This window comes from Luteibacter sp. GL_149, from assembly GCF_057834065.1.
The window spans coordinates 3,983,129-4,001,569 of the sequence record NZ_CM174395.1; the positions used below are offsets into that span (position 1 = coordinate 3,983,129).

Annotated in this window: 17 protein-coding genes; 7 read left to right on the forward strand and 10 right to left on the reverse strand. The window is 64.7% G+C overall.

Translation table 11 applies throughout. The features are described 5' to 3' along the window. Positions 1 to 289 precede the first annotated feature (289 nt). Genes AC3IR3_RS17585 through AC3IR3_RS17595 form a run of 3 tightly spaced genes read left to right on the forward strand, consistent with a single transcriptional unit; the run spans position 290 to position 3,914 of the window. On the forward strand, positions 290 to 1,777 hold the full coding sequence (locus tag AC3IR3_RS17585; protein WP_489194040.1) for a LysM peptidoglycan-binding domain-containing protein: 1,488 nt from the start codon (positions 290 to 292) through the stop codon (positions 1,775 to 1,777). Between the two features lie 8 nt (positions 1,778 to 1,785). After that, a complete protein-coding gene (locus AC3IR3_RS17590; protein WP_489194042.1) occupies positions 1,786 to 2,511 on the forward strand; it encodes an HAD family hydrolase in 726 nt (241 codons plus the stop codon). A 26-nt stretch (positions 2,512 to 2,537) separates the two neighbouring features. After that, a complete protein-coding gene (locus AC3IR3_RS17595) occupies positions 2,538 to 3,914 on the forward strand; it encodes a leucyl aminopeptidase family protein (protein WP_489194044.1) in 1,377 nt (458 codons plus the stop codon). 4 nt (positions 3,915 to 3,918) lie between these two features. Here the strand turns inward: AC3IR3_RS17595 and AC3IR3_RS17600 are convergent, their stop codons facing one another. Beyond that, positions 3,919 to 4,245: a hypothetical protein gene (locus tag AC3IR3_RS17600; protein WP_489194046.1), complete on the reverse strand. Its 327-nt coding sequence runs from the start codon at positions 4,243 to 4,245 to the stop codon at positions 3,919 to 3,921. 351 nt (positions 4,246 to 4,596) lie between these two features. On the opposite strand from AC3IR3_RS17600, the gene AC3IR3_RS17605 reads away from it, so the two are divergent. Beyond that, positions 4,597 to 5,592, forward strand: a complete 996-nt coding sequence (locus AC3IR3_RS17605) for an alpha/beta fold hydrolase (RefSeq protein ID WP_489194047.1) — start codon at positions 4,597 to 4,599, stop codon at positions 5,590 to 5,592. On the opposite strand, the gene AC3IR3_RS17610 is transcribed toward AC3IR3_RS17605, so the two are convergent. The 5 genes from AC3IR3_RS17610 to pdsR all read right to left on the reverse strand — a co-directional run bounded on the left by AC3IR3_RS17610 (position 5,565) and on the right by pdsR (position 11,836). Beyond that, complete coding sequence (locus tag AC3IR3_RS17610) at positions 5,565 to 6,059, reverse strand: DUF4019 domain-containing protein (RefSeq protein WP_489194049.1); 495 nt, start codon at positions 6,057 to 6,059, stop codon at positions 5,565 to 5,567. The two genes, AC3IR3_RS17605 and AC3IR3_RS17610, sit on opposite strands and share 28 nt — an antisense overlap. Before the next feature lie 393 nt (positions 6,060 to 6,452). Then, positions 6,453 to 7,124, reverse strand: coding sequence for a hypothetical protein (locus tag AC3IR3_RS17615; protein ID WP_489194051.1), 672 nt, complete (start codon positions 7,122 to 7,124; stop codon positions 6,453 to 6,455). Continuing rightward, positions 7,121 to 8,596 carry an anthranilate synthase component I gene (trpE, locus tag AC3IR3_RS17620; RefSeq protein ID WP_489194053.1) on the reverse strand — a complete coding sequence of 492 codons (1,476 nt, stop codon included), beginning with the start codon at positions 8,594 to 8,596 and terminating at the stop codon, positions 7,121 to 7,123. Before trpE ends, AC3IR3_RS17615 begins: the two co-directional genes overlap by 4 nt. A 186-nt stretch (positions 8,597 to 8,782) precedes the next feature. After that, positions 8,783 to 10,783 (reverse strand): ATP-binding protein, encoded by a 2,001-nt coding sequence (locus tag AC3IR3_RS17625; protein ID WP_489194054.1) that lies wholly within the window; start codon positions 10,781 to 10,783, stop codon positions 8,783 to 8,785. Between the two features lie 363 nt (positions 10,784 to 11,146). Next, positions 11,147 to 11,836, reverse strand: coding sequence for a proteobacterial dedicated sortase system response regulator (pdsR, locus tag AC3IR3_RS17630; RefSeq protein ID WP_489194056.1), 690 nt, complete (start codon positions 11,834 to 11,836; stop codon positions 11,147 to 11,149). A gap of 217 nt (positions 11,837 to 12,053) precedes the next feature. Here pdsR and AC3IR3_RS17635 point away from each other — a divergent pair, with 217 nt between their 5' ends. Further along, positions 12,054 to 13,715 carry an alpha/beta fold hydrolase gene (locus AC3IR3_RS17635; RefSeq protein WP_489194058.1) on the forward strand — a complete coding sequence of 554 codons (1,662 nt, stop codon included), beginning with the start codon at positions 12,054 to 12,056 and terminating at the stop codon, positions 13,713 to 13,715. A gap of 364 nt (positions 13,716 to 14,079) precedes the next feature. On the opposite strand, the gene AC3IR3_RS17640 is transcribed toward AC3IR3_RS17635, so the two are convergent. From AC3IR3_RS17640 to AC3IR3_RS17655, 4 genes are all read right to left on the reverse strand, one after another. Further along, positions 14,080 to 14,817: a hypothetical protein gene (locus tag AC3IR3_RS17640; protein ID WP_489194060.1), complete on the reverse strand. Its 738-nt coding sequence runs from the start codon at positions 14,815 to 14,817 to the stop codon at positions 14,080 to 14,082. Between the two features lie 57 nt (positions 14,818 to 14,874). Further along, entirely contained in the window at positions 14,875 to 15,549 is a 675-nt protein-coding gene (rpe, locus tag AC3IR3_RS17645; RefSeq protein WP_489194062.1) for a ribulose-phosphate 3-epimerase, read from the reverse strand. A gap of 235 nt (positions 15,550 to 15,784) precedes the next feature. Next, positions 15,785 to 16,603 (reverse strand): co-chaperone DjlA, encoded by an 819-nt coding sequence (gene djlA / locus AC3IR3_RS17650; protein ID WP_489194064.1) that lies wholly within the window; start codon positions 16,601 to 16,603, stop codon positions 15,785 to 15,787. Further along, positions 16,600 to 16,914 (reverse strand): c-type cytochrome, encoded by a 315-nt coding sequence (locus AC3IR3_RS17655; protein WP_489194066.1) that lies wholly within the window; start codon positions 16,912 to 16,914, stop codon positions 16,600 to 16,602. Before AC3IR3_RS17655 ends, djlA begins: the two co-directional genes overlap by 4 nt. Positions 16,915 to 17,033: 119 nt before the next feature. On the opposite strand from AC3IR3_RS17655, the gene AC3IR3_RS17660 reads away from it, so the two are divergent. Together AC3IR3_RS17660 and AC3IR3_RS17665 are read left to right on the forward strand one after the other, a co-directional pair. Continuing rightward, positions 17,034 to 17,930 (forward strand): phosphoribosylaminoimidazolesuccinocarboxamide synthase, encoded by an 897-nt coding sequence (locus AC3IR3_RS17660; protein WP_489196958.1) that lies wholly within the window; start codon positions 17,034 to 17,036, stop codon positions 17,928 to 17,930. 30 nt (positions 17,931 to 17,960) lie between these two features. Continuing rightward, the gene (locus tag AC3IR3_RS17665) at positions 17,961 to 18,428 is read left to right on the forward strand and encodes an Mpo1 family 2-hydroxy fatty acid dioxygenase (protein ID WP_489194068.1); all 468 of its coding nucleotides are present in this window, start codon (positions 17,961 to 17,963) and stop codon (positions 18,426 to 18,428) included. Positions 18,429 to 18,441: the final 13 nt, after the last annotated feature.

Genomic DNA, 18,441 nt, shown 5'->3' on the forward strand with positions numbered 1-18,441 from the left:
GTGGGGCACGGCTTCATCGCTTCGTTGGTTATCGCGGACGAAGTCCGCTCCCACCGATCAGGAGTGCACACTCGCAAAATGTAGGCATTACCTTGCAAGGCGGGTGGGAGTGGACTTCGTCCGCGATAACCAATGGAGCGGCGACGCGGTGACCTTCACGCCCCTCAGCCCCCGTTCGGTTTCCCCCCGGCAGGATGCTGAACGACGCCGCAGGTGCAGGCGAGGGCCTACATGGCCATAATTGCCGACCATTACTTCACCGCTTCGCCCTCTGAGGTTTTTGCCGTCCATGTCCTTACGTCTCGCGCGACTGATTTCCGCCACGCTTATTAGCGTTTGTGCGTCCGCAACTATCCTGGCCGCGGAGCCTCCCCTGGTCTGGCGTGGCGATATCACCACCGCGCGCGGCGTGGTTACCGACGTCGCCAAGGCGTGGGAAAAGTCCGGCAAGGGCAAGATCGAGTTGCAGCCGTTCAATACGGCGTCGGGTATCGATGCCGTGGTCAAGGGCACGGCCGATCTGGCCGGTAGCGCCCGCCCGGGTTTCGGTGGCGCCGAACAGTCGCTGACCTTCACGCCGGTCGCATGGGACGCGCTGGTGATGATCACCTCCCCGGCCAATCCGGTCAGCAACATCACGCTGATGCAGCTGCACGAGATCTACTTCGGCCGCATCACGAACTGGAAGGACGTCGGCGGCAACGACGAGCCGATCAACCTGTACGCGGTGGCCAGCCCGGGCGACGGCGTGGAATTCAGCATGCGCAAGCTGCTGTTCGGACGCGGCAACCAGCCGGTGGCCGCTCCGCGTCTGTACGTCAACGTCGCCAAGCTCGAAGAAGGCGTGACACTGGACAAGCGCGGCCTCGGCGCGACCACCCTGGCGGGCGTCACCGGCAACAAGAAGGTCAAGATCATCTCGATCGACGGCGTCGCGCCCTCGGCGTCGACGATCGCCAACGGCTCGTATGCGCTGTACACCGAGCTGTATCTCGTCACGAACGACGCCAGCCCGAAGGCTGCCGAGACGAAGGAATTCATCCAGTTCGTGACCAGCAGCCAGGGCAGTTCCCTGCTGCGGGCGCATAGCCTGGTGCCGTATGCCGATGGCGCGACGCTGGCCTCGGGCGACGCCGCGCGTCGTGCACGCATTGCCTCGACGGTCGGCACACGTGCCAACGTTGGCTCCGCGATGACGACGCCGACCGTGGCTGCCGCCGCAGCCGGCGCCGAAGCGACGCAGGCCGCCGTGGCTGCCGCCAAGGGCACGGTCGCGAAGGCTGGCAAGCCGGCCAAGACCAAGGCACCGGCCGCCGAGCCGTCGCAGTTCGCCACCGTCGTGGCAAGCGTGACGACGACGGCACGCAAGGCCTTCGGTGGCGTCCATGCCGAAGCCATCACCGTGTCCGATCAGGCCAAGCGTGGCGGTCGCTTCGCGAAGGTCACGGCCGATGCCATGACGGTTCGCGGCAAGCCCGTCGCCAAGCCGGTTCCGGCGAACGAAGTGCCCGAGAAGGCTACACCCGCGCTGCCCCTGAAGCCGATCGCGAAGGCCGAAGCCACGAAGGCCGAGCCGAAGAAGGTCGTCGCGAAGGAAGCTCCGGCGAAGAAGCCGGCGGCGGTTGCCTCGCGTACCTATAAGGTGTCGACGGGCGATACGCTGTACTCCATCGCGAAGAAGAATGCGGTGGACGTGAACCAGCTTCGCGCCATGAACGGCATCAAAGACAACAACGTACACCCGGGCCAGGTGCTGAAGATCGGCTCGGCTCGCTGAGCCCATCGATGCAAATCCACGCGGTATCGCTCGACCTCGATGACACCCTGTGGCCGGTTCTGCCGGCCCTGATCGAGGCCGAGCGCTGCGTGGATGCCTGGCTGCGCGAATACCATCCGACAGTGGCGACGGCATGGCCCATCGAGGCCATGCGCGAATTGCGCGATCGCATCGCGCTGGAAAACACCCACCTTTCCCACGACTTCAGCGAGCAGCGTCGCCTGACCATCCGGCACGCGTTCGCGGCCTGCGGCATCGACGATGCGCCGGTCGACGAGCTGTGGTCGATCTATTTCGCCGCGCGCAACCGCGTGGAGCTTTATCCCGATTCGCTTGCCGCGCTGGAACGCATCGCGGCGCATTTGCCGATCGCCAGCATCAGCAACGGCAATGCGGATCTCGAAGTCATCGGGCTGGACCATTTCTTCCGCGAGCGCCTGAGCGCCAGCGGCGAAGGCGTGGCCAAACCGCATCCGCGGATTTTTCGCGCCGCCGCCGAACGTCTCGGTATCGCGCCCCAGCACATCCTGCATGTCGGCGACGACCCGCTGCTGGACGTGGTCGGCGCCCGCGAAGCGGGACTGGCGACGGCCTGGCTCAATCGCACGGGCGAACGCTGGTCGCACGGCCCCGCGCCCGATCTCGAGTTCACCGACATGACCGCACTGGCCGACTGGCTGGACGCGTTGCGTGCTTCGGACCCGTCCATCCACACCCATCCCAACGCGCGGTGAGCGCACCGCAGGCATCTGGAGGCCACATGTCGTCGCTGATCGAACGTAAATCCGGAAAGCATGCCTTTATTCCTGTCGAAACCGTCGATACGGCCGGCATGCCCGCCACCGAGCGGCGGCTGGATGCGACGCAGAAACATTGGCTGGAAACCATCGGATTTCGTCCGACCGCGGGCAACGTGGCGCTGCTACCGGATGCAAAGGGCGGCCTCGCCCGCGTGCTGGTCGCCGTGGATCGCGCCGATCCGCTATCGGCCATCGCCGGCCTGCCCTATCGACTTCCGGTCGGCAACTACGAACTGGCGGACGAGGGCGTCGTCGACGATCGACTACTGGCCGCCCTGGGCTGGGCACTGGGTGCCTACGGCTTCGACCGCTATCGCAAGGCGCCGCGTGCGCCGGCACAGCTGGCGGTGGATACCGCAACGCTGAAGACACTCGCGCCCTTGATCGATGCTACCGCGCAGGTGCGCGATCTGGTGAATACGCCCACCGAAGATATGGGGCCGGAGCATCTGGCTGCCACGGTGAAGGCGCACGCGACCGCGCACAAGGCGACATTCCGCGAGTGGGTCGGCGACGAGTTGCTGACAGAGAACTTTCCGACGATCCATGCCGTGGGCCGCGCAAGCCATCGACCGCCGCGTCTGATCGAACTGACCTGGGGCAAGACAACGCATCCGAAGCTGATCGTCATCGGCAAGGGCGTGTGCTTCGATACGGGCGGCCTCGACCTGAAACCGGCCGACGGTATGCGCTGGATGAAGAAGGACATGGGCGGCGCCGCGCATGCCATCGCGCTCGCCGGCCTGATCATGCAGGCGAAGCTGCCGGTGCGGCTGACGCTGCTGATCCCCGCCGTGGAAAACGCTGTTGCGGGCAATGCCATGCGCCCCGGCGAAGTCGTCGTGACGCGCGCCGGTTATTCGGTCGAGATCGACAACACGGACGCCGAAGGCCGACTGGTGCTGTGCGACGCGCTGACCTACGCCGCCGAACAGGAGCCCGATCTGATCGTGGACTTCGCCACGCTGACGGGCGCCGCACGTGTCGCGCTGGGACCCGAATTGCCCGCGCTGTTCACCAATCGCGACGGGCTGGCGAACGAGGTTATCGCCGCGGGCAACCTCGTGGCCGATCCGTTATGGCGTTTGCCGCTGTGGCGTCCGTATCGCCGCATGCTGGAGTCGTCTATTGCCGACTTCGCGAATGCGGGACCGTCGCGCCATGCCGGCGCTGTGACGGCCGCACTCTACCTCGAGCGTTTCGTGCCGGACAACGTCGACTGGATGCACCTGGACACGTATTCGTGGAACGACAGCGACCGGCCCGGTCATCCGCGTGGCGGCGAAGCGCAGGGGCTGCGCGCATTCTTCCGCTTCCTGTCCGAACGCTACGCCTGATCGGTTAAGCGGCATCGGACGAATCGCCAGGCGATTCGTCCGATGCCGCTTCCGCACGACGCGCTTCGGCGATTTCCAGCGCCACCAGCGCGCGAAGATTGCGTTCCATCTCCGCGAGAGTCAGCGGGAAATAATTGTCGGCGCGGTCGGGGACCGACCAGCTTTCGATGCGTGCGTCGGTCGCAGGAATGCCAACCGCGTTTAGTGCTTCGCGTACGCGCTGCGGGTCCAGGTGCGTCGACTGCAACACCAGTTGCCAGAGCCAGTTCATGCGCTGTGGATCGACGCCGCGCGTCATGGGTGGGCGCGTGTATTCGCTCGAGGTATTCATCGGGGCGTTGTCCTCCTGATGGCGTGCCGACGGGGCGCGATTATCGCATCGAAAATACGTGAGGTTGTGCCGCGATTTTCTGTGCGAATCGTCCACGATTCGCTTTCTGTGGGAGCGTGCCTGCGCGCGAAAGCCAACAGGGCGGAGAAACGGGATGAGCTCCTTCGCGAGCCCGCGTTTCGGGCTGCGAATGTCACGCATAGCATCTTCGCTCCGTTGGCTTTCGCGCGCAGGCGCGCTCCCACAACAGGTCAGCTCACACGCACAGGCTCCTTCGGAAAGCCAGACACGCATCGCGCGCCGTTGACTCTCACCCGCAGTAGGCTGTGGGCTTTCGCTGGAGAACACGTCATGCGCCGCCTTCTTCTCGCCACCTCCCTGCTCCTCGCCTGCCCCGCTTTCGCCGACGAAACACCCAGCATCACCGCTCTCGGCGCCCGGCTGGAGAAGTACGACTATCCCTACCCTGCGCAGTTCTTCGACGTGCGTAGCCAGGGGCAGACGTTGCAGATGGCGTATATGGATATGAAACCCGCACACCCGAACGGGCGCACCGCCGTACTACTGCATGGAAAGAATTTCTGCGCGCCGTACTGGACGGCGACAGCCGAACGGCTACGCGACAAAGGCTATCGCGTCGTGGTGCCGGATCAGATCGGCTTCTGCAAGTCGTCCAAGCCGCGCGGTTATCAGTACAGCATCCACCAGCTTGCCGCGAATACGCACGCGCTACTGGCGAGTCTGGGCGCGGACAAAGTGACGGTGATCGCTCACTCGATGGGCGGCATGATCGGAGCCCGATACGCGCTGATGTTCCCGCAAGGTGTCGAGAAGCTCGTACTGGTGGACCCGATCGGGCTGGAAGACTGGAAGGCGAAGGGCGTGCCCTGGCGCAGCGTGGACGACTGGTATGCGAACGAACTGAAAACCAGTTTCGCGAGCATCAAAACCTATCAGCTGAAGAGTTATTACGGTGGGAACTGGAGGCCTGAGTACAGCCGCTGGGTAGCGCTGCAGGCGGGCATGTACGAGGGCGACGGGCGCGAGACGGCCGCATGGGCCGGTGCGCTGACGTACGACATGGTGTTTACGCAGCCGGTGGTTTACGAATTCCCCGATATCCGCGTGCCGACGGTGCTGATCATCGGGCAGCGCGACCGTACGGCTGTCGGCAGGGATCTGGCGCCAGCCGATGTGGCGGCGAAGCTTGGCGACTATCCCGCGCTGGGCAAGGAGGCCGCGTCGCGTATTCCGGGAGCGAAGTTGATTCCGCTCGAAGGACTTGGCCATTCGCCGATGCTGGAAGCGCCGGAGCGTTTCTATACGGCGTTGGATGAGGCGTTGTAGCCCATGGTGTCCGGCTGTACCGGGCGAATGACGTAGCCGACGGGCGACCAGCCGGCCGGTGTGGGTGCCAGCGAGATCGTTTCGTAGACCACGCCCTGTCGGTAGCTTGCGTGGAAGACAACGTTGAGGTAATCGCCGGCGGGTAGCCCATTGGGATTGCATACGCGGACGATTTCGAACCAGTCGCGCGAGCGAAGCCCGCCCAGTTGTGCGCGCACCCCGATGAGGTAACGAACCCAGTCGGCCAGCGGTACGAGCTGACGCATCATGTCGTCGGCGGCCTGCCACATGGCTTCGGCCTGGTGCGTGTCGGACAGTTCGACCCAGCGCGTGGCCGCGCCGATGGCGCCGTCGATGCTGCGCACGGGTGTATCGGCGCCCGGACCGATGGTGAGGAATTCCGCCATCGCCCGCAGCTTGCCCAGGTTGTCGACCGCGGCGTACCCGCGGGATGGCGTGCTTGCCATGTGTGCCTCCTCCGCACCCTGCGCTGGCAGGTTCCTCCCAGGCGGGGGGTGAGGTCAACCCGGCTGGATGGGGTATGCCCCGTACATTGGCAAACCCTCGCTCGCCGTGGCCTGTTCTACTTTTCCAGCTCTCCCAGCTCTCCGGCTCTCCGGCTCTCTGTGGGAGCGCGCTTGCGCGCGAAAGCCAACGGAGCGAAGACGCCGTGGCTTACATCGCAAGCCCGAGTTTCCGGCTAGAAGTGTTGTGCATCGCATCGCTGCTCCGTTGGCTTTCGCGCGCAAGCGCGCTCCCACAGAGAGCCGGAGAGCTGGGAGAGCTGGGAGAGCTGGGAGAGCTGGGAGAGCTGGAGAGCTGGCGAGCTGGAGAGCTGGAGAGCTGGCTAGGCTCAGCTCTTACCGGCTGCGCGGGAAGGTCAGCACTTCGGCCGTGTAGGTTTCCACCACCAGGCTGAAGGGCTGGTTTTCGGCGGTATAGAGGACGGCGCGGTGCTGGAGTACTTCGTGCGGGATGATCAGCGGGGTCTTCTTCGGCGGAGGCAATACCGCGCCGATTTCCCAGCCCTTGGGCAACGGCGACCACAACAGGTCGGCACTCTTGGTCTGACGGCGGAAACCCAGCGCCTGCACCACCTTGCCGAAAGGCTGATCGGTGGTGTCGAGGATGCGGTTCATCTCCGGCGTAAGGCGCGACGGCACGTACCAGTTGTCGGCTTCGGACAGCACATGGCCGCCGCAGGCGAGCTGCACGCGCCGGTATCGCACGGGTTCGTCGGCACCGATGCCCAGCTCGGCACGCGCGCCTTCGGGCAACGGCTTATCGGCACCCTGCACGCGGTTGGCCACGATCTTCGGCGCATCGGCCATACGGTGATCGCCGCACCAGCGCTCCAGCGTCAGCGTGGCGCTGGCATGGCTGAGCAGGTCGGCATTGAGCGATTCCAGCAGCGCCAGCGCCTGGACGCGCGAATCGAAGTCGTCGGTCCACGGTTCCTGCGGTCCGCGCGCATCGGCTGCGCCTACGGCGAGCATGGCGGCGAGTGCAGCTACCGACGACAGGTGTTTCATAGTCCCTTCGCTGCCTGAGCTACCGCGCGGAAGAGGGCCCGGCCCTTGTTCATCGTCTCTTCCCACTCTGCGGCGGGATCAGAGTCGTACACGATGCCGCCACCAGCCTGCACGTGCAGTCGGCCATCCTGGATAACGGCGGTACGAATGGCGATAGCCGTGTCGGCGTCGCCCCACCAGTTCAGCCAGCCGATGGCGCCCGCGTAGATATTCCGCTTGAAGGGCTCCAGCTCCTGGATGATTTCCAGCGCGCGGATTTTTGGCGCGCCGCTGACCGTGCCGGCGGGGAACGTCGCCTTGATAACGTCCATGTACGACAGGTTGTCGCGGATATCGCCTTCGACCTGCGACACGATATGCATGACATGCGAATAGCGTTCGACGACGAACGATTCGGCGAGCTCGACCGTACCCGTTTTGCTGACACGGCCGACATCGTTGCGACCGAGGTCGATCAGCATCAGGTGTTCGGCACGCTCTTTCGGATCGGCCAGCAGTTCGGCTTCGAGCGCATTGTCCTCGGCTTCGTCGGCGCCGCGCTTGCGCGTGCCGGCGATGGGGCGCAGGACGACGCGACCGTCCTTCAGCCGCACGAGGATTTCGGGCGACGAACCAACGATCTGTGTCGTGCCGATGTCGATGAAGAACATGTAAGGCGAGGGATTCATCGCGCGCAAGGCGCGATAGACGTCCACCGGACGCGCATGGAAGCCGACGCTCAGGCGTTGCGAGGGCACGACCTGAAAGATGTCGCCAGCGCGGATGTATTCCTGCGCCGTGCGGACCATGGCTTCGTATTCCTCGCGGGTAAACGAGGACTTGAAGTCGGCTTCGTCAAGCACGGCGGGTTGCAGCATCTGCGGGTACGATGCCCCGCTCTGGCGCAGGCGGAACGCCAGCGCGTCGAGACGTCGCGATGCTTCGGCGTAGGCCTGCGGCTGCGCCGGGTCGGCATGCACGATGAGATACAGGCGGCCCTTGAGGTTGTCGAAAACGGCGACTTCCTCGGCCAGCATCAACAGGACATCGGGGGTGCCGAGTTCGTCGCGCTTGTCCCACTGCGCCAGCCGTTTTTCGATGTACCCGATCGTCTCGAAACCGAAGTAGCCGACGAGGCCGCCCGTGAAGTCCGGCAGACCCGGCAGCTTCGGCACTTCATATTGTTTGCGCAACGTTTCGATCTCGCCCAGCGGGTCGTCGAGATGACGCCGCTCGACGACTTCGCCGCTTTCCTCCACTTCCAGCTCGTGACCGCGCAGGCGATACACACGCCGCGCGGGCAGGCCGATGATGGAATAGCGCCCCCAAGTGGCGCCGCCTTCGACCGATTCGAACAGGAAGGTGTACGGGCCATCGGCCAGTTTCAGGTACACCGACAGTGGCGTGTCGAGGTCGGAGAAGACCTCGCGCACCAGCGGAATGCGCGTATTGCCCTGGGCGGCCAGCGCGTCGAATTCGGTTCGGGACAGCATGGGGGCGTTCGGATGGCGGGTGGGTCTTGGATTGTAGGGGGCGGACGGCGCGTTGTGGGGATGGGGGGTGGGTAGTGGGGGCGCATGACTGAGGACCGGGCAGGTTGTCAGGTCCGCGCAAAAGCAAGCTTGTCACCTAGCACTTGCCCTCGGACGCACGTGCTTGCACCCAATACCACTCCCCGCTTATCCCAGCCTCTGCCGCGGCAACCCTCTTAAATGCAGCGTAAACACGACGCCGGACCCGTCCTCGAGATTTCGTGCGCTGGCACTGCCCTGATGCCGTTCGGCGACGAGGCGCACCACGTAGAGGCCCAGGCCCAGATGCGGCGCGTCGCCGGGGGTGGCTTTGTCGCGCAGGCTGACCAGGGAATCGAAGAGGCGGCCCTGCATGGCAGTGGGCAGGGACGGCCCCTGATTGGCCAGTTCGATATCCGCCCCGTCCGTGGTCGGCTTCAGGGCAATACGGAGCCAGCCGTCGGCCGGGGTGAACGAGAGTGCGTTGTCGAATAGCTTGTCGAGCGCCTGCGCGATGAGCTCGGGCGAGACGTGCATGGATACCGGCCCCGGCGGCAGGATGCATTCGATGTGGCGCGCGCCGGCTACCGAGCGGTAACCCTCGGCGCAGCCGCGCACGATGTCGGCCATGTTCACGTCTTCCGCCTCGGCGGAGGCGATGGCGCGCTCCATGCGGCTGGCTTCGCTCATGGCGCGGACCAGGGCGCCGAGCCGGGCGACGCCATCGCGTGCGCGCAACAGATACGGCTGTGCCTCGGGCGTCAGGCCGGCGTGATCGAGGTTGTCCAGCGACGACTTCACGATGGCCAGCGGCGTATTGAGTTCGTGGGAAAGTTTGGATGCCAGCGTGCGCAGGTAGTCGGTGTAACTGCCAACCACATCGAACAGCCGCGCGAAGCTGCGAGCCAGGTCGCCCAGTTCGTCTTCGGCGTCGATCAGCGGGAAAGGACCGTCCAGCTTGCCGTCGTTGTCCTGCGCGCGTTCGGCGGCATTGCGCAGGCGGCGCAGCCGGATCGTCAGGCGCGTGGCGAACAGCAGCAGGACGCCGCCGGCAATCAGCAATACGGCGAAGCTGGTCAGCAGCAGGCCGAACAGCGCGCGATTGGCGAGCAGCGGCACGGCGCGGCTCGGTTGTTCGAGCAGGACAACGCCGCGCGATTCTCCCTTTACTTCGATCGGCATCGCGGCGGCGAGGACCACGCTGCCGCGCGATTCACCCGCACGCCACGCCGTGGCCGGCTTGCCGTGCAGCGCTTCGGTCACTTCGGGCAGGTCGACGCGAGGCGCGTCGTCGGCCCATCCGCCTTCTTCGTCCAGCCGAGTGGCCAGCAGCGAGCGATACACCAGCGAGGCGAACCAGCCGGGGCGCTCGGCGGCCGGGAGGTCGGGCAGATCCAGTCGTCCGCTCTGCGCCAGCAGCCACGCTTGCGGCGTGAGGACCCGCACGCGCATACCGTCGGGCGCCAGCAGTGCGAGTTCCTTCGACAGGGACGGCGAGAAGGCTAGCAGCGGACGTGTATCGACGGACTGCGGATCGCCGCCGTCGCCCGGCATGTGTACGCCGACGCCGAGCTTTTCGATGGCAAGACCGCGCGGCAGGCGCAGTTCGACGCGGAAGCCGCTGCCGTCCTCCTGCCATTGCGCGTTGATGCGGTCGGGCAGAATGCCCGTGGCGGGGTCGAGGGCGATAGCGGTCGTGGCGCCGGGCGCGGCGCTGGCGATGAGATAGCGCTGCGCCTCGTCGCTGCTGGCGACGGCCAGGATGATGTGATCGGCGTTCAGCGCCAGCCGCTCGTCGGCGTCCGCGCGATGCCTGCGCGTGGCGCGCACGTCGATGTAGAGGTAGAGCCAGTGCTCGTCTTCGGCCAGCAGGACCTTGCCGCTCTTGCCGGCCGGCTGCGACCACGGCGTGAGCGACGCCCAGTCGTCGGCGTAACCGTCGACCGTGATGGGGACGCTGGCGTGCTGGACGTACCAGGCGGGTCCGCCCGGCGGTAACGGGGCGTCGACGACGACGAGACTCCGTGCCAGCGCGCGGGCGGAGGCGACTAGTGCCTGGGCCTGGCCTTCGCGCAGCAACGTTTCCATTTGCCGCACGTAGAGCCAGCCGGCGACGGGAAGGGCCAGCGTGCAGAGGGCGACGAGGAGGAGTTTGCGGCGGAGGGTCATGGGGGGATTATCGGTGCTGTCGAAGAGCGCGTAGGGGTTTCATCGCGACATCCGGTTGCACCGCGCTGGGCCCCTGCCTGCGCAGGGGCGACGGTGAGGTTATAGCGATGTTTCCGTAACCCGCAGGAGAGCTTCTAGCGACGATCCTGCAATCCTCAAAACACCTTATAGCAACGATCCTGCAACCATCGAACCACGTTATAGCGACGTTTCCGCAACCCTTGAAACAGGTTATAGCGAGGTTTCTGCAGCCCTTGAAACAGGTTATAACGACGTTTCTGCAACCCTCATCGTCGTTCCTGCGCAGGCAGGAACCCAGGGCGAAGGCACCGGAACGGGCGGCTACGCACACGACCGCGCTCTTCACGACGTCCAGCGATACCCCACGCCGTGCACGGTTTCGATCGCGTCGAAATCCGGCGCCAGCGCGATGAACTTCTTGCGGATGCGCTTGATGTGCGAAGTGATGGTCGCGTCATCGACCACCAGCTCCGCCTCGCGCATCAGCTGGTCGCGATTCTTCACATGCCCCGGAAAGCGCACGAGCGTGTGCACCATCCAGAATTCCGTCACCGTCAGCGGGATCTCGATGCCGTTCCACAGCACGCGCATACGCTCGGATTCGAGCTTCAGCGGCCCATGTTCGATCACCGTTTCGCTAGCGGCCGGGGCCTTCAGCGATTCGATACGCCGGAACAGCGCCGCGATGCGCGCGGCGAGCTGATGCAGGCTGGTGTCCTTGCTGAGATAGTCATCCGCGCCAAGACGCAGTCCGGAAATGACGTCGAAATCGGAATCGCGCGCCGTGAGGAAGATGATCGGCAACGTGGCTGATTTCGCCCGCAGTTCGCGGCACAGGTCGAACCCACCTTCGGGCTCGTCGCCCAGGCCGATGTCGATGATGACCAGTTCGGGAAGACGCATGGAAAACGCGATCGAGGCCTCGCCCCGCGAACCGTAGCCGCGCGTTTCGTAGCCGAAGCGGTTGAGCGCCTCGACGTAGTTCGCACGGATGATGGGTTCGTCTTCGACGATGGCGATACTGCGGGCCATGCGGTACTCCGGGTGATTGAACGGCGTGCGCAGCGTGCTATGTGGCGGCCGCGCATGCAAGGGACATGGCGACATTGCCTCTGTTTCGCCTCAAACGGCACAGGGTGCGGCCAGCAATTTATCGGCCAGAGCGTACCCGCCTTCACGGGCGAGACTGCCCTGACCGCAGGTGGACGGCGACCCATACTTTCGCCTCCCCCTCCCATGGAACCACCCCATGCTCCGACCCTTGTTCTGCCTGGGCGCTCTTGCCTGCTGCTCCGACGTCGTCGCTCGCGACGCGATTGAATGGGAGTTGTGCGACGCCTATTCGATTTACGCGCCGCCACCGGGCGAACTGGCCGACCGTACCCGTTGCGGATTGCTCACCGTGCCACGCGATTACAACGATCCGACGGCCGGTACCATGCGCATATCCGTTGTACGGGTGACAGCGCGCGATACCGCTCACCGGCGCGGCGCCATCGTTCTCAACCCCGGCGGCCCCGGCGCGCCGAATGGCCTCGCGTTCGCCATGACCACCCAGGAATCGTGGAACCGTCACGATGATTCCCTGCTGGTCGAGGCGGCAAATACCTACGATTTCATCGGCTTTCTGCCCCGCGGAACCGGCATCGTCGAACCGACTGTACTCACGCCGGAGAGTGAGGGAGCACTGCGTTGCACCTCCACTCGCCCGGACGTGCCTTATGAAGACCCCAACGAGGATCGCACCCAGGGCAACGTGGCGCGCATGCATGCCAGCGCGGCATTCACGGCACAGACATGCGAATCCCAGCCGATGTCTCGCTATGTGGATACGGAAATGACCGTGCGCGATATCGACGCGATACGCGTGGCCCTGGGTGAATCGCGGATCAGCTTTTACGGCGTGTCGTACGGCACCTGGCTGGCCTCGTGGTATGCGGCCAGATACCCGGATCGCATAGACCGGCTCGTCCTGGATAGCGCCATGAATATTACCCAGGATTTCGATGTAGCCCGACTTGCGCAGGCACCCGAAACCCAGGCCATCGTCGACGACCTCGTGATTCCCCTCGCCGTTGCCAGGCCGGAGGTATTCGGACTGGGCGACTCACCCGAGGCGGTCCGGGCGACGTTCGAAGCCATGCCGCAAGTCCTGAAAAAATCCGTACGCGAATTCCTGGAAGTTCAACTCGCACAGGGATACGTCAGGGAGGCGGCATTCGTGCTCTCGATGGGCAACGACATCGGAAGGATTGCCACACTCCATCCGGAAGCGGACGCCGCCACATTGGTGGATCTGGTACGGAACTACTATCGGAACGAGGCTCCACCGGAGCTCGGCGGCTTTGCTGGATTCATGGCGCCGAACATCATCTATCCGGCTTATTCCCCGGCCATAGAGGATACGTTCGACCTTGGCGTAAGCGATTCGGTCAATGAAGCAGTGGCCTGCAACGACACGCAAGCCATTCGGGATCCCACGTACTGGACCCGGAAAGGCGACTCGTACGCAGCGCTTTATCGCATGGCCAGTGGCGGGGCAATGACGCATCAGCCATGCATGTACTGGATGCGGCACGCCGCTTCGCGCCCCTCGCCCGACGACTATGCGCGTATTCCGCGCGCCCTGATCCTGCAAACCGAACACGACTCGCGCACGCCGTTGCCGGGTGCCATGTCGACATACAACGCATTGCCCAATGCAGCGATGGTTGTGCTACCCGGGACTACTGGCCATGGTGTCATCGCACGCGGCAATGCCTGCTCGTTCGGAAAGATCGGCGATTACCTGATCCATGACCGATTACCGGAAGGCCTGTCCGAATGCCGTGGCTCGGTCATCGGGAATGAACGGCTCGAACGTCTGGTCGAACAGGCAACAAGATCGCCCCGTTCGTCACACCTACGATAAATCGATTCCGCTGCCCGCGAACCGCCACAAACCATCGGCAGTTTGCCTCTTCATGGTCGTCCGGCGTACCGACAGGAACGCTTTACTGGCAGCCACTGGAGGACTTTCATGAAACCCGAAGCGAACAACACCGAACTGGAACGCAACTTCGAGCCGCTGCGCGTGGCACTGGCCGTCGGCGCGTTACTGCTTGGCATCGTCTTCGGCATGCACTGAGAGGAGACCCGTGATGGACCGATCTGTGATGGACGTTCGCAGTGAGCCCGACCCCGACTGGCAGCCGATCTGATCTACCCCCGCTCCGCCGTGGAGCACTTTTGCTCCCTCCGCCTGCTGGCGGAGGGAGTTTTTTTTTGCGGGGCGGTTAACCGCCCTTTGCAATCAGCGTCCGTAGCGGAACCAGCTGAGCCTCGCCCACCGTGACCTCGCCTTCCCAGCCGTAGAAGTAGTTGGCCGCCTTATATTCCATCATGCGGCCGAAGCCGAAGCCGCTGGCCATGAAGCGGGTATCGCCCGGTTGCGCGCCCATCGGCGAGGTGAGGCCGTCGACGAAGATGCTTCCGCCGAAATTGGCCGCCCAGGCGATCTGGTTCATTTCGCGGTCGAAGCGCTTCTTGGCGCGAACCGCCGCGATCTTGTCGCCGTAGACGGGTTTCAACTCATTCCAGTACGCATTTGCCTGGTCGCGTTCGGCCGGAGTCGCGATGCGATAGGCCGAAATAAAGGCCGGCTCGTACTGCACGTCGTGACGTTCCGCCGCGATCGCCAGCCAGGCCAGTCCGAGCGGGCGGTTGGCGGCAACGCGATCGCCGTTGAAGTACATGATGCCAAGCGCGTACTGCGCCGGCTTGCTGGCCCAGCGGGAGGCATCCTTCAGACGCTCGACGGCCATGCCCTGATGGCCTGCCCAGAAATCGCGGGCGGCGGCGCAGAAGTAGTATTCGCCGGGAAGGAAGCGTTCCAGCCCGCCGGGACACGGCATCAGCGATTTGGCCACGGCCGCGCCCTGATCCGGCAACGGTACCGGACGTTCCGCCGACTGCGCGGCAAACGTCGCGGTCAGTGCGACGACCAGAACGGTAAGACTGCTGCGTACGCTCATGAGCCGATCCTCCGATGGTACTCCCGCCCCGGAGGTCGATCTTAGTCGCCTAAACGCTCATTTGCCGTGAATCGACGCGTGCATCCTGGCGATGACGTCCGCGTAGTCGGGCGCATTGAAGATGGCCGAACCCGCGACGAAGGTATCGGCCCCCGCTGCCGCGATCTGCCCGATATTGTCGGTATTCACACCGCCGTCGACTTCGAGGCGAATGGCCCGGCCGCTGCGGTCGATCCGCTCGCGCACCTGGCGGATCTTCTCCAGCGCCATGGGGATGAATTTCTGACCGCCGAAGCCGGGGTTGACCGACATGATCAGCACCAGATCGATCTTGTCCATGACGAAGTCGAGGTAGTCGAGCGGCGTGGCGGGATTGAACACCAGGCCCGCCTGGCAGCCTTGTTCCTTGATCAGGCCGATGGTGCGGTCGACATGCTCGCTGGCTTCGGGATGGAAACTGATGCTGTTGGCGCCGGCTTTGGCGAAGTCCGGCACGATGCGGTCGACGGGCTTGACCATCAGGTGCACGTCGATGTGCTCCTTGATGCCGTAGTCGCGCAGCGCTTTCAGAACCATCGGACCGATCGTCAGATTCGGCACGTAGTGGTTGTCCATGACATCGAAATGCACCCACTGGGCACCGGCATCGAGCACCTTGCGGGTGTCGTCCCCGAGACGGGCGAAGTCGGCCGAGAGGATGGATGGAGCGATGACGGGAGGCTGGCGGGACATGGGGTTGGCCTTTGGCGTGGGGCTGATGCGGATAGCGTAATGCTTATGAAGCTTGCCGGATGTGGGTCGTTCATCTGTAGGAGCCCGCTTGCGGGCGAAAGCCAACGGGGCGAGGAAGACGGATGCTCACCTCCGCGAGCCCGTTCTACTGGCTGCGGATGTGGCCCACAGCATCACCGCTCCGTTGGCTTTCGCCCGCAAGCGGGCTCCTACAAGTTCTGCGGCCAGCAGCGGTCTATTTGAACCCCCGCTCCGCTTTGATCCGTTCGTACGCCGCGTTGATATCGCTGGCGCGCGACTCGGCGCGGCGGCGCATGTCTTCGGGCAGATCGCCAAGGCGGTCGGGGTGGTGTTCGGAAATCAGCTTGCGATACGCGCGCTTGATGGCGCGATCGTCGGCATCGCGCTGGATGCCCAGGATGGCGTAGGGATCGGGTCCTTGCGTGTTGCGATGGGGCGGCACGTAGCCGCCACCGTTGCCGCCGCCGTACGCGCGACCGCGCTGACCGCCGCCCGTGGCGTTCCACGCATAACCCTTCATGGCCATCAGGGCCATGAGCTCCATGTCGCTGATGCGCAGGGCGAAGGCGAGCTGGCGCAGGATCGCCATTTTCTCGGGCGCGGGCTCGCCCTCGGCGAGTACCGTCTCCATGACGACGTCGAGGACGGTGAAACTGTGGTCGCGCCGATGGCCGACCCACGCACGCAGTTCGTTGATGACGACGGTCGCATTGAACTCGGGCTGTTTGCCTTCGTTGAACGCGATGATGGCGTCGCGGCGCTGTTCGGTATCCAGGCCGAAACGGCTCATCAGGCGTTCGGCGATGGCGATCTCGGCTTCGGAGATGCGCCCGTCGGCCTTGGCTACCGCGCCGATCAGCGCGAACAGCGGATGGATGTAGCCGCCGGCGGCGGGCGCGGCACGGGAGCGCTGCTGCTGGCGGCTGGCATCGAACATGAAGCCGAGCGCCGCGCCGACCAGGGCGCCGAGCAGACTGTAATGCGTGACCCAGAAGCCGGCGAAGGCGCCGATCATCGTAGCGGTGAAATTCATGGAGCGGCCTGCGGGTGGGGCGTCTGGGCGGCGAACCACTGGGCCAGCTGGTCGAGTTCCGCATCGGAAAGGGGGCCGGTAGCCGCGCGCATGACGGCTACGTCGCGACGGCCGTCGCGGTACTGGCGCAGCGCTTCGCGCAGATAGTCGAGCTTCTGCCCTGCCAGATTGGGCGCGCCGGGCATCGTCGCCGTGCCGTCCGCGCCATGGCACGCCGCGCACAGGCCGAGCCGCGCCGGTTTGACCGGCGGGGCAGCGAACACAGGGAAGGTCAGGGCCAGGGCAAGCGCCGCGGTCGTCGGAATACGCATTCGGAACGCAATGGGGGCAACAGGTGGTAATTCTAGCCTGTGGCCGTATGCGACGGGGGCCAAGCAGGATGCCGGACGGTACAATGGCCGCATTCTTCGTTTTCCGGAGCCTGAAGCCCGTGCCCACCACCCTGCTGCAATCCGAACTGCCTGGTCTGGACCTGATCCATCGCGGCAAGGTCCGCGACGTCTACGCCCTGCCCGGCAACCGCCTGCTGATGGTGGCGACGGACCGGCTGTCCGCGTTCGACGTGGTGCTGCCCGACCCGATTCCGGGCAAGGGCGAGATGCTGACGCAGATATCCAATTTCTGGTTCGGGAAAACGGCGCACATCGTGCCGAATCATCTTACGCACGAGCCGATTGCCTCGGTGCTGCCGGCCGGAGTCGATCCGGCGCTGTACGAGAAGCGCGCGGTCATTACAAAACGCCTGAAACCGGTACCGGTCGAGGCCATCGCCCGCGGTTACATCATCGGTTCGGGCTGGAAGGATTATCGGGCCACGGGCTCGATCTGCGGCATCGCCCTGCCCGCCGGCCTGCGCCAGGCGGAAAAACTACCCGAGCCGATTTTCACGCCGTCGACCAAGGCCGCCGTGGGCGACCACGACCAGAACGTGAGCTTCGACGCGGTCATCGAGGCCGTGGGCGAGGAACTCGCGAATACGGTCCGGGAAGCGACGCTGTCCATCTACCGCTTCGCCGCCGCCTATGCCGCCGAGCGCGGCATCATCATCGCGGACACCAAGTTCGAGTTCGGCACGGACGAACACGGCACGCTGTATGTGATGGACGAGATGCTGACACCCGATTCGTCGCGCTTCTGGCCGGCGTCCGAATATCAGGTCGACATCAGCCCGCCGAGCTACGACAAGCAATTCGTGCGCGACTATCTGGAAGCGCTGGGCTGGAACAAGCGCGCGCCGGGCCCGAACGTGCCGGCCGACGTCATCGAGGGTACGGCGGCAAAATACGCCGAGGCATTGCAGCGCCTCGCGGGCATCCGGATCGACTGATCCGTTCGAATACTGGCTGGAGGGGATCACATGCGCGACGCAACCACCTGGTTCGGCAATTACAGCAAAGACCACCAGAATCCGACCAACACCCTGATCCACTGGATCTGCGTGCCGGCGATTACCTGGTGCGCCATCGCACTGATCTGGCTGATTCCCGTGCCGCCGATGATCGGACGGCCCGGGCTCTGGGCCGTGGTCGCCATGTTTCTCGCCTTCCTCTTCTATTATTTCCGGCTGTCGCGACGGATCGGACTGGCGATGGCGCTGGTATTCATCGTCCTTGCGCTGGTGACCGAAGGGCTTTACCGCGCGCTTGGGCCGGCCGGACTGGCGTGGCTCGCTATCGGGGTGTTCGTTGCCGCGTGGATTGGCCAGTTCGTGGGTCATGCCATCGAAGGCCGCCGCCCGTCGTTCTTCACCGACCTGCAATACCTGCTGATCGGCCCCGCGTGGCTGATGAGCAAGGCCATGCGCCGGTTCGGCGTGTCTTACTGAGTTCAAAGGATCC